The organism is Streptococcus sp. oral taxon 056 str. F0418 (assembly GCF_000220065.1).
GTDB lineage: Bacteria > Bacillota > Bacilli > Lactobacillales > Streptococcaceae > Streptococcus.
The window spans coordinates 743,649-755,245 of record NZ_AFQU01000001.1 but is presented as its reverse complement, the minus strand read 5'-3'; the positions used below and the strand labels follow the sequence as shown (position 1 = coordinate 755,245).

Below are 11,597 nucleotides of genomic sequence, written 5' to 3'. Positions count from 1 at the left end.
ACAAGTTATTCATCAAATTCATACAATGCTGTTGACAAGTATCGCTCACCGTTATCTGGAGCTAAGGCTAACACCTTCTTTCCTTTTCCTAGTTTTTTAGCCACTTCGATTGCCGCAAAAATAGCTGCTGCAGATGAAATTCCTACAAGAAATCCTTCATAGCCACCTATTTTTTGACCGAGATTTAATGCTTGCTCTGATGATACGCGAATGATACCATCATAAGCCGAAGTATCCAATGTATCAGGAATAAAACCAGCAGACAACCCTTGGATTTTATGAGGCCCAGGTTTTTCTCCAGAAAGAACGGCTGACTCATCTGCCTCTACAGCGTAAACTTTAATAGAAGAGTTTGCTTTTTTGAGTGCATGTGAGACACCTGATATAGTGCCACCTGTACCAACTCCCCCAACAAAAGCGTCTAACCCAGTTTCTCCAAAAGAAGCGATGATTTCGGCACCTGTTGACCATTCATGAACCTCTGGATTAGCTGGATTGTTAAATTGTAGTGGCAACCAACCATTACGTTCTTGTGCGATTTCTTGTGCTTTGGCAATAGCTCCTTTCATCCCTTCACTTCCAGGAGTTAGTACCAGTTCAGCTCCATAAGCCTGGATGATTTTGCGGCGCTCAACACTCATGGTCTCAGGCATCACGATAACTACCTTGTATCCTTTAGCAGCGCCGACCCATGAAAGACCAATTCCAGTGTTTCCACTTGTCGCTTCTACAATGGTTCCTCCAGGTTTTAAAGTGCCATCTTGCTCGGCTGCTTCAATCATGCTTAAAGCAATCCTGTCTTTAACTGAAGAACCGGGATTAAATGCCTCTAATTTTACATAAACATCAGCCGCATCTTCAGGAACCAAATGATTTAATTTGACAATGGGAGTATTGCCGATTAATTCAGTAATATTGTTATATAATTTAGACATAATGTCACCTCACGAAATTTTATTAAAGAAAGTATAAAATGAAAATTAGAATTTGTAAAATATAAAAAAGCTATGAGAGTCATAGCTTTTCTTTATAACATTACGAGATAGGCACTTCTATTTTTCGAACACCTTGATTGGTAAGCGTGATTTTACCATTAAAGAATTCAATCAATGCATTCTCAATCCTAGATTGATCATTTTTATCAACAAAAATAGAGGTAGATACCGTATCTGTAAATTCACTATCAAGCTCAGTAAGATTTTCAGCTTTTAAAAAATTTCCATATTCTTGATATTGGCTATAAGATAATTGTAATCTTAAGCCTACTTGTTCCTTTATTTCTACAACACCAATTTCTTTGATAGCAAGTGCAACGCTACCAGCATAAGCTCGAATTAATCCGCCTGCCCCTAATTTGATTCCGCCGAAGTAACGCGTGACAACAGCACACAAATTAGTGAGTTGATGATTTTCTAAAACACCCAACATCGGAACACCTGCAGTACCGCTGGGTTCGCCATCATCACTTGTACGTTTGATTTCTCCTTTTTCACCAATAATAAAAGCGGAGCAATTATGGGTTGCTTTATGATGTTCTTTTTTTATGGAAGTAATAAAATCTCTGGCTTCCTCTTCGGTTGTGACGCGTTTTATATGACAAATAAAACGAGATTTCTTGATTTCATCTTCCACTATGCCATCTTGTTTAATTGTTCTAAATTCCATAAATTTATTTTACAAAAAAACTACGGATTTTTCCAAAAAAATGCGAATTAAAAGTTATGTTAGAATTACAAGATTGCCTCGGCCGCATGTTTACAAAAGAACAGTTATCTGTTGAATTGCGACAGATCGCCCACACATTGCCCGGGATGAAAGAAGAAAAAGGGAAATTGCTATGTTCTCGGTGTAATAATCTGATTGATAAGGAACATTCAGTTTTGCCTGTAGGTGCGTACTATTGCCGTGAATGTATTTTATTAGGACGAGTACGTAGTGATGAGGAATTGTATTATTTCCCTCAAGAAGCATTCCCCGTTAGCTCAAGTATGAGATGGGAAGGAAAACTGACAACATTTCAGGAAAAAGTATCTCAAGGCTTGCTAGAAGCAGTAGAAAAGAGACAAAATACACTTGTCCATGCAGTAACAGGAGCCGGAAAAACAGAGATGATCTATCAAGTAGTTGCTTCTATACTAGACAAAGGTGGGGCAGTTTGTATTGCCAGTCCCCGAATTGACGTTTGCTTGGAACTCTATAGGCGATTAAAAAGTGATTTCTTATGTCCAATCTCCTTGTTACACGGCGAATCGGATCCATATTTTCGTAGCCCATTGGTCATTGCGACAACTCATCAATTATTAAAATTTTATCACGCTTTTGATTTATTAATTGTAGATGAAGTAGATGCTTTTCCTTATGTAGACAATCCCGTCCTATATCATGCGGTCAATCAAGCAGTAAAAATTGAAGGAACCACTGTATTTTTGACAGCGACCTCTACAGATGAACTAGATAAAAAAGTTCAAAAAGGGCTTATAAAGCGTTTAAGTTTGCCAAGGCGTTTTCACGGAAATCCCTTAATCGTCCCACAAAAAGTATGGCTTTCTGATTTGGATAAAAAAATAGAAGTTGGACAACTCCCCGCCAAGTTGGTGAAATATATTCAAAATCAGAGAAAGACAGCTTTTCCACTTTTGCTTTTTGCATCAGAAATAAAGAAAGGAGAGAAAATTAGTCAAATACTACAACAGTATTTTCCAGAAGAAACAGTAGGATTTGTTGCTTCAACAACAGAAAATCGCTTGGAGGTTGTTCAAGATTTTCGTGAGCAAAAAATTACTATGTTGGTAACAACAACTATTTTGGAAAGAGGGGTGACATTTCCATGTGTGGATGTATTTGTCATAGAAGCTAATCATAGACTATTTACACGAAGTGCTTTAGTTCAGATTGGTGGGCGAGTTGGGCGAAGTTTAGAACGTCCGACAGGAGATTTATTTTTCTTTCATGACGGTAGTAACCTACAAATGGAGAAAGCCATTAAAGAAATTAAAAAAATGAATAAAGAGGCAAGTATATGATTCAATGTTTGATGTGTTCTGCTACATTTCAAGGAAGTAATCGATTTATTGACATTCTACTATTGAAAAATACTCACAGCCAAGTTTGCGAAGACTGCTTCCAAAAGTTTGAAAAAATATCGGACAATCATTGTCCAATGTGCTACAAAGAAGCAACAAAAGATTGTTTAGATTGTCGCTATTGGCAAAATCAGGGAAAAGAAGTAGAGCATAAAAGTTTATTCATTTACAATCAAGCTATGAAGGAATACTTTAGTCGTTATAAATTTCAAGGGGATTATTTATTACGTAAAGTATTTTCTAAGGTTATAAGAAAAGAATTAAAAAATATAAAGACTATGCAATTGTTCCCATTCCAGTAAGTGAAAAAAAGATCCAAAAAAGAGGATTTAATCAAGTAGAAGGATTGCTAGAAGCTGCTGGGATTTCATACAGAACTCTATTGAATAAAAAAGAAACTGAAGCACAATCAAGTAAAAATAGAGAAGAACGCCTGAAAAGTAGAGGGAATTTTTCTATACAAAAAGAAAAAAATATCCCTGAAAAAATATTATTGATAGATGATATTTATACAACAGGTAGCACTTTACAAGATGCTAAACAAACCTTAATTGAAAATGGAGTGAAAGAAATCATGACATTTTCGCTCGCAAGGTAAGAAAAAAATTTGCAAAAAAGAAATGAAAGCGTTATAATATATAAAAAGAAAACTTTATGTTTAGAAAGAAGGTACTTATATGATTAAATATAGTATCCGTGGTGAAAACCTTGAAGTAACAGAAGCACTCCGTGATTACGTAGTTTCTAAACTAGAAAAGATTGAAAAGTACTTCCAAGCAGATCAAGAATTGGATGCGCGTATTAATCTTAAAGTTTATCGTGAAAAAACAGCTAAAGTTGAAGTAACAATCCCTCTTGGATCCATTATGCTTCGTGCGGAAGATATTTCACAAGACATGTATGGTTCCATTGACTTAGTTGTAGATAAAATTGAACGTCAAATTCGTAAAAATAAAACGAAGATTGAAAGAAAAAATCGTAGTAAAGTTTCAGCTAGTCAGATCTTTACAGAGGTACTTGTAGAAGAAAATGATGAAGTGTCTGCCAAAGTGGTTCGCTCAAAACATATTGATTTGAAACCAATGGATTTAGAAGAAGCATTGCTTCAGATGGATTTATTGGGTCACGACTTCTTCATTTATACAGATGTTGAAGATGGCACAACAAATGTTATTTATCGCCGTGAAGACGGAGATATTGGCTTGTTAGAAGTTAAATAGTGATAAGAAAGAGATTGAAAGAAAAATCAATCTCTTTTAAAATTATTTTAAATATCAAAAAAATCCTAAACTTAAAATTCAAACTACATAATCTATAAAAGTTATCCAATAGATTTACTGCTTAATACTTTCTTAGAATATTTTTACTTACCTCTGCTTTTGATCATTATAACTAAATTAGCAGTGCAAAAACATTTACTTTAATGCTAGGTAATAAATAGAAAGAAATGTTTAATTGAGTGTTTGTGATTATCATGTAAATCCTATTTACAAAGAAAAATACGCCACATGATTTGGACTAATTTTTTACAAACTTTACTGATATCTTTAAGCCTATTATTTAAGAAGAGTTCGCAAACTTTCAAGTGATTTCACTTTTGAGATGTTTTTTAAAAGTACGTTCTTAATACAAAGATTTAACTTGTACTAAATATTTCTATTTTAAAATCCTTCTAATTTTTCTGATGTTGCAAAAAATTATATTAAAATGAAGTTCTACTTCAAGAAGATTGACATCATTTTGGATTTTTTTATATCAAATAAAAAATAAAAGATAAGAAAAGTAGTTGACAGTTTAGTTAGTAGATGATATACTAAGATAGTTGTCTCGCCAGAGGCAGTAAAGACCTTTGAAAACTGAACAAGACGAACCAATGTGCAGGCGACTGTCAAGAGAGACAGTCCGTCAAACATAAAAAAGCAATAAATCTGTCAGTGACAGAATGAGCAAGAAGACAAACGAACATTAAATGAGAGTTTGATCCTGGCTCAGGACGAACGCTGGCGGCGTGCCTAATACATGCAAGTAGAACGCTGAAGGAGGAGCTTGCTCTTCTGGAAGAGTTGCGAACGGGTGAGTAACGCGTAGGTAACCTGCCTGGTAGCGGGGGATAACTATTGGAAACGATAGCTAATACCGCATAAGATTGAAAATCGCATGATAATTGATTAAAAGATGCAATTGCATCACTACCAGATGGACCTGCGTTGTATTAGCTAGTAGGTGAGGTAACGGCTCACCTAGGCGACGATACATAGCCGACCTGAGAGGGTGATCGGCCACACTGGGACTGAGACACGGCCCAGACTCCTACGGGAGGCAGCAGTAGGGAATCTTCGGCAATGGGGGCAACCCTGACCGAGCAACGCCGCGTGAGTGAAGAAGGTTTTCGGATCGTAAAGCTCTGTTGTAAGAGAAGAACGAGTGTGAGAGTGGAAAGTTCACACTGTGACGGTATCTTACCAGAAAGGGACGGCTAACTACGTGCCAGCAGCCGCGGTAATACGTAGGTCCCGAGCGTTGTCCGGATTTATTGGGCGTAAAGCGAGCGCAGGCGGTTAGATAAGTCTGAAGTTAAAGGCTGTGGCTTAACCATAGTACGCTTTGGAAACTGTTTAACTTGAGTGCAGAAGGGGAGAGTGGAATTCCATGTGTAGCGGTGAAATGCGTAGATATATGGAGGAACACCGGTGGCGAAAGCGGCTCTCTGGTCTGTAACTGACGCTGAGGCTCGAAAGCGTGGGGAGCGAACAGGATTAGATACCCTGGTAGTCCACGCCGTAAACGATGAGTGCTAGGTGTTAGGCCCTTTCCGGGGCTTAGTGCCGGAGCTAACGCATTAAGCACTCCGCCTGGGGAGTACGACCGCAAGGTTGAAACTCAAAGGAATTGACGGGGGCCCGCACAAGCGGTGGAGCATGTGGTTTAATTCGAAGCAACGCGAAGAACCTTACCAGGTCTTGACATCCCGATGCCCGCTCTAGAGATAGAGTTTTACTTCGGTACATCGGTGACAGGTGGTGCATGGTTGTCGTCAGCTCGTGTCGTGAGATGTTGGGTTAAGTCCCGCAACGAGCGCAACCCCTATTGTTAGTTGCCATCATTAAGTTGGGCACTCTAGCGAGACTGCCGGTAATAAACCGGAGGAAGGTGGGGATGACGTCAAATCATCATGCCCCTTATGACCTGGGCTACACACGTGCTACAATGGCTGGTACAACGAGTCGCAAGTCGGTGACGACAAGCTAATCTCTTAAAGCCAGTCTCAGTTCGGATTGTAGGCTGCAACTCGCCTACATGAAGTCGGAATCGCTAGTAATCGCGGATCAGCACGCCGCGGTGAATACGTTCCCGGGCCTTGTACACACCGCCCGTCACACCACGAGAGTTTGTAACACCCGAAGTCGGTGAGGTAACCTTTTAGGAGCCAGCCGCCTAAGGGATAGATGATTGGGGTGAAGTCGTAACAAGGTAGCCGTATCGGAAGGTGCGGCTGGATCACCTCCTTTCTAAGGAAAAACGGAATGCACATTGAGTCTTGTTTAGTTTTGAGAGATCTTGTGGGGCCTTAGCTCAGCTGGGAGAGCGCCTGCTTTGCACGCAGGAGGTCAGCGGTTCGATCCCGCTAGGCTCCATTGGAACGGAAGTTCCAAGACTAGTCCATTGAAAATTGAATAACTATATCAAATAGTAACAAGAAATAAACCGAAACGCTGTGAATATTAATGAGTTTAAGACTGAAAGGTCAAGAATAAGGTTAAGTTAGTAAGGGCGCACGGTGGATGCCTTGGCACTAGGAGCCGAAGAAGGACGTGACAAACGACGAAATGCCTCGGGGAGCTGTAAGTAAGCGACGATCCGTGGATGTCCGAATGGGGGAACCCAACAGGTTGATGCCTGTTACCCATATCTGTTAAGGATATGAGGAGGAAGACGCAGTGAACTGAAACATCTAAGTAGCTGCAGGAAGAGAAAGCAAAAGCGATTGCCTTAGTAGCGGCGAGCGAAGAGGCAGGAGGGCAAACCGAAGAGTTTACTCTTCGGGGTTGTAGGACTGCAATATGGACTCAGAGTTTATAGAAGAATGACTTGGGAAAGTCAGCCAAAGAGAGTAAGAGCCTCGTATTTTAAATAGACTCTGTACCTAGCAGTATCCTGAGTACGGCGGGACACGAGAAATCCCGTCGGAATCTGGGAGGACCATCTCCCAACCCTAAATACTCCCTAGTGACCGATAGTGAACCAGTACCGTGAGGGAAAGGTGAAAAGCACCCCGGGAGGGGAGTGAAATAGAACCTGAAACCGTGTGCCTACAACAAGTTCGAGCCCGTTAATGGGTGAGAGCGTGCCTTTTGTAGAATGAACCGGCGAGTTACGTTATGATGCGAGGTTAAGTTGAAGAGACGGAGCCATAGGGAAACCGAGTCTGAATAGGGCGAAATAGTATCATGACGTAGACCCGAAACCATGTGACCTACCCATGAGCAGGTTGAAGGTGCGGTAAAACGCACTGGAGGACCGAACCAGGGCACGTTGAAAAGTGCTTGGATGACTTGTGGGTAGCGGAGAAATTCCAAACGAACTTGGAGATAGCTGGTTCTCTCCGAAATAGCTTTAGGGCTAGCGTCGACATAAAGATTCTTGGAGGTAGAGCACTGTTTGGGTGAGGGGTCCATCCCGGATTACCAATCTCAGATAAACTCCGAATGCCAACGAATTATGGTCGGCAGTCAGACTGCGAGTGCTAAGATCCGTAGTCGAAAGGGAAACAGCCCAGACCACCAGCTAAGGTCCCAAAATAATTGTTAAGTGGAAAAGGATGTGGGGTTGCACAGACAACTAGGATGTTAGCTTAGAAGCAGCTATTCATTCAAAGAGTGCGTAATAGCTCACTAGTCGAGTGACCCTGCGCCGAAAATGTACCGGGGCTAAAACAATTTACCGAAGCTGTGGATCCCTTAGGGGATGGTAGGAGAGCGTTCTATGCGTGGCGAAGGTGTACCGTGAGGAGCGCTGGAACGCATAGAAGTGAGAATGCCGGTATGAGTAGCGAAAGACAGGTGAGAATCCTGTCCACCGTAAGACTAAGGTTTCCAGGGGAAGGCTCGTCCGCCCTGGGTTAGTCGGGACCTAAGGAGAGACCGAAGGGTGTATCCGATGGCCAACAGGTTGATATTCCTGTACTAGAGTATGAAGTGATGGAGGGACGCAGTAGGCTAACTAAAGCAGACGACTGGAAGAGTCTGTCTAAGCAGTGAGGCGTGGTATGAGTCAAATGCTTATACCTATAACGTTGAGCTGTGATGGGGAGCGAAGATTAGTAGCGAAGTTAGTGATGTCACACTGCCAAGAAAAGCTTCTAGCGATGTATCATACTCTACCCGTACCGCAAACCGACACAGGTAGTCGAGGCGAGTAGCCTCAGGTGAGCGAGAGAACTCTCGTTAAGGAACTCGGCAAAATGACCCCGTAACTTCGGGAGAAGGGGTGCTGACTTTAGTCAGCCGCAGTGAATAGGCCCAAGCAACTGTTTATCAAAAACACAGCTCTCTGCTAAATCGTAAGATGATGTATAGGGGGTGACGCCTGCCCGGTGCTGGAAGGTTAAGAGGAGTGCTTAGCGGTAACGCGAAGGTATGAATTGAAGCCCCAGTAAACGGCGGCCGTAACTATAACGGTCCTAAGGTAGCGAAATTCCTTGTCGGGTAAGTTCCGACCCGCACGAAAGGCGTAATGATTTGGGCACTGTCTCAACGAGAGACTCGGTGAAAATTTTGGTACCCCGTGGAAGATGCCGGTTTACCCCGCGACAGGACGGAAAAGGGCCCCTTGGAGCTTTATTTGCAGTTTGAGTATTGAGGTTTCTGTGCCACATGTACAGGATAGGTAGGAGCCTACGAGATCGGGACGCCAGTTTTGATGGAGGCGTTGTTGGGATACTACCCTTGTGTTATGGCCACTCTAACCCGGTAGGTTTATCATCTACGGAGACAGTGTCTGACGGGCAGTTTGACTGGGGCGGTCGCCTCTTTAAAGGTAACGGAGGCGCCCAAAGGTTCCCTCAGAGTGGTTGGAAATCAGTCGCAGAGTGTAAAGGTATAAGGGAGCTTGACTGCGAGAGCAACAACTCGAGCAGGGACGAAAGTCGGGCTTAGTGATCCGGTGGTTCCGCATGGAAGGGCCATCGCTCAACGGATAAAAGCTACCCTGGGGATAACAGGCTTATCTCCCCCAAGAGTTCACATCGACGGGGAGGTTTGGCACCTCGATGTCGGCTCGTCGCATCCTGGGGCTGTAGTCGGTCCCAAGGGTTGGGCTGTTCGCCCATTAAAGCGGCACGCGAGCTGGGTTCAGAACGTCGTGAGACAGTTCGGTCCCTATCCGTCGCGGGCGTAGGAAATTTGAGAGGATCTGCTCCTAGTACGAGAGGACCAGAGTGGACTTACCGCTGGTGTACCAGTTGTCTCGCCAGAGGCATCGTTGGGTAGCTATGTAGGGAAGGGATAAACGCTTGAAAGCATCTAAGTGTGAAACCCACCTCAAGATGAGATTTCCCATAACGCAAGTTAGTAAGAGCCCTGAGAGAAGATCAGGTTGATAGGTTAGGAGTGGAAGTGTGGCGACACATGGAGCGGACTAATACTAATAGCTCGAGGACTTATCCAATTTTCATTGAGTGCAGCGTTCAATAAGTCTTGTTAGAAATGAATAGTTATTCAATTTTGAGTAGATTAGATACTCATAGTTAAGTGACGATAGCCTAGGAGATACACCTGTACCCATGCCGAACACAGAAGTTAAGCCCTAGAACGCCGGAAGTAGTTGGGGGTTGCCCCCTGTGAGATATGGTAGTTGCTTAGCATTTATCCGGCATAGCTCAGTTGGTAGTAGCGCATGACTGTTAATCATGATGTCGTAGGTTCGAGTCCTACTGCCGGAGTTGTATTTAAAGAAGATAAGTTTTCTTATCTTTTTTATTTTTACTTTATAATAGGAAGACATAAAATACGGATTGAAAGAATTTTTCAATCCGTATTTTTAATTAAAAAATGCTTTGTAAAGGGATTGGATAGCTGCCTTTTCTTGTTCTGAATTAACTACAAGCATAATCGATACTTCACTTGATCCTTGAGAAATCATTTGAATATTAATGTTATTATCAGAGAGTGCTTTAGTCGCTGTAGCAGTTAGTCCAATATGGCTTTTCATCTTTTCACCGACAATCATGATAATAGATAAATTATGTTCAATTTCTGCATGATCAACTTCAATTTTTTGAGTTAGTTGACGTAAGATTTCTTCCTCCTTGATGGGAGTCAATTCACGTTCTCGTAAAATAATTGATAAATCATCAATTCCAGTCGGCATGTGCTCCCAACGTATATTTAATTCTTCAAGAATTTGTAAAACTTTTCTTCCGAATCCGACTTCACGGTTCATTAGATATTTGGACATATTAATGCTGACAAAGTTGGAATCTCCTGCGATACCTACTACTGGAATAGCCTTATGACTGTGTTTGAGTACAATTTTTGTTCCAGGATGGTCTGGATTATTTGTATTTTTAATGACTAGTGGGATTTTGCCCCTATAGGCAGGAATAAGTGCTTCATCATGTAAGACTCCAAATCCTGCATAAGCAAGTTCACGCATTTCTCGATAGGTTAATTCGGGAATTAAGTGTGGTTTTTGTATGATGCCAGGGTGTGCAGCAAAGATACCATCAACATCGGTGAAATTTTCATAAAGATCTGCTTTAACTCCAGCAGCGATGATAGATCCTGTTATATCGGATCCCCCACGTGAAAAGGTGCAAATTTGTCCTTTTTGAGTGATACCAAAGAAGCCGGGAATCACCAGTACTTCTTCATAATTTTTCAACTCTTCAATTTTATCGTAGCTGGAAGGAAGGATGCGTGCATTGCTAGGCTCACTACTTACAAGAATACCTGCTTCTTTAGGGTGAATATAACGTGTTTTTAATCCATTTTGATTAAAAAAGGCAGCAACTAATTTCGCATTATTATCTTCTCCAGCTGCTAAAAAAGTATCATAAAGAAAGGGATTCTCTTCAATAGGGAGAGTTGCTAAATCTAAGATGCTCTTTGTAATTTTATCCAAAATAAGTGGTTTTAGCTGTAGTTCAGAAACCATTTGTTGGTAACGTTTGATAATCCAATCTTGATGTGGGATAAGATCTTCTCCTTCAATATAGGCACGATAATATTGGATCAGCGCATCTGTTACCTTTGTGTCATTGTTATCTCTCTTGCCTGGGGCTGATACGACAACAAATTTTCGGTTTTTATCAGATTTTACGATATTTAGAACTTTCTGTAATTGGGAAGCTGAAGCTAGTGAGCTACCACCAAATTTTACAACTTTCATACTCTCTCCTAAAGGTAATTACTTCTCTACATTATAGCAAATAATATGCATTCTGTCAGTTTTTAGAGGAAATAGGCTTTGAAATACGAACGTTCTATATTTGTATCCAATTTTTATTTTGCGGGA

5 protein-coding genes, 2 tRNA genes, 3 rRNA genes and 1 pseudogene are annotated in these 11,597 nt (G+C 41.4%); 8 read left to right on the top strand and 3 right to left on the bottom strand.

Going from position 1 to position 11,597, the window contains the following annotated elements; all coding sequences use genetic code 11:
- Window positions 1–5: 5 nt before the first annotated feature.
- Window positions 6–935, bottom strand: a complete 930-nt coding sequence (gene cysK / locus HMPREF9182_RS03750) for a cysteine synthase A (RefSeq protein ID WP_009443079.1) — start codon at window positions 933–935, stop codon at window positions 6–8.
- Between the two features lie 100 nt (window positions 936–1,035).
- Window positions 1,036–1,665 carry a YigZ family protein gene (locus tag HMPREF9182_RS03745; RefSeq protein WP_009443620.1) on the bottom strand — a complete coding sequence of 210 codons (630 nt, stop codon included), beginning with the start codon at window positions 1,663–1,665 and terminating at the stop codon, window positions 1,036–1,038.
- A gap of 56 nt (window positions 1,666–1,721) precedes the next feature.
- On the opposite strand from HMPREF9182_RS03745, the gene HMPREF9182_RS03740 reads away from it, so the two are divergent.
- The 8 genes and pseudogenes from HMPREF9182_RS03740 to HMPREF9182_RS03705 all read left to right on the top strand — a co-directional run bounded on the left by HMPREF9182_RS03740 (window position 1,722) and on the right by HMPREF9182_RS03705 (window position 10,023).
- The gene (locus tag HMPREF9182_RS03740) at window positions 1,722–3,023 is read left to right on the top strand and encodes a DEAD/DEAH box helicase (protein ID WP_009754976.1); all 1,302 of its coding nucleotides are present in this window, start codon (window positions 1,722–1,724) and stop codon (window positions 3,021–3,023) included.
- A pseudogene (locus HMPREF9182_RS11130) lies at window positions 3,020–3,681 on the top strand (ComF family protein). Before HMPREF9182_RS03740 ends, HMPREF9182_RS11130 begins: the two are co-directional and overlap by 4 nt.
- 79 nt (window positions 3,682–3,760) lie before the next feature.
- Complete coding sequence (gene hpf, locus HMPREF9182_RS03730; RefSeq protein WP_009443288.1) at window positions 3,761–4,303, top strand: ribosome hibernation-promoting factor, HPF/YfiA family; 543 nt, start codon at window positions 3,761–3,763, stop codon at window positions 4,301–4,303.
- A 745-nt stretch (window positions 4,304–5,048) separates the two neighbouring features.
- Window positions 5,049–6,592, top strand: a 16S ribosomal RNA gene (locus tag HMPREF9182_RS03725).
- Window positions 6,593–6,645: 53 nt separating this feature from the next.
- Window positions 6,646–6,718, top strand: a tRNA-Ala gene (locus HMPREF9182_RS03720).
- A 120-nt stretch (window positions 6,719–6,838) separates the two neighbouring features.
- A 23S ribosomal RNA gene (locus HMPREF9182_RS03715) occupies window positions 6,839–9,749 on the top strand.
- A gap of 79 nt (window positions 9,750–9,828) precedes the next feature.
- A 5S ribosomal RNA gene (gene rrf, locus HMPREF9182_RS03710) occupies window positions 9,829–9,944 on the top strand.
- Together the 16S, 23S and 5S rRNA genes with 2 tRNA genes alongside form the textbook arrangement of a ribosomal RNA operon.
- Before the next feature lie 5 nt (window positions 9,945–9,949).
- Window positions 9,950–10,023 (top strand) — tRNA-Asn (locus HMPREF9182_RS03705).
- A gap of 98 nt (window positions 10,024–10,121) precedes the next feature.
- Here HMPREF9182_RS03705 and HMPREF9182_RS03700 read toward each other — a convergent pair.
- Window positions 10,122–11,471 (bottom strand): aspartate kinase, encoded by a 1,350-nt coding sequence (locus HMPREF9182_RS03700; RefSeq protein WP_009443141.1) that lies wholly within the window; start codon window positions 11,469–11,471, stop codon window positions 10,122–10,124.
- Between the last annotated feature and the right edge of the window lie 126 nt (window positions 11,472–11,597).

Bases quoted from the DNA above. Each gene is read 5' to 3' on its own strand.
- cysK (WP_009443079.1), bottom strand. From the start codon at position 935: ATGTCTAAATTATATAACAATATTACTGAATTAATCGGCAATACTCCC.
- HMPREF9182_RS03745 (WP_009443620.1), bottom strand. From the start codon at position 1,665: ATGGAATTTAGAACAATTAAACAAGATGGCATAGTGGAAGATGAAATC.
- HMPREF9182_RS03740 (WP_009754976.1), top strand. From the start codon at position 1,722: ATGTTAGAATTACAAGATTGCCTCGGCCGCATGTTTACAAAAGAACAG.
- hpf (WP_009443288.1), top strand. From the start codon at position 3,761: ATGATTAAATATAGTATCCGTGGTGAAAACCTTGAAGTAACAGAAGCA.
- HMPREF9182_RS03700 (WP_009443141.1), bottom strand. From the start codon at position 11,471: ATGAAAGTTGTAAAATTTGGTGGTAGCTCACTAGCTTCAGCTTCCCAA.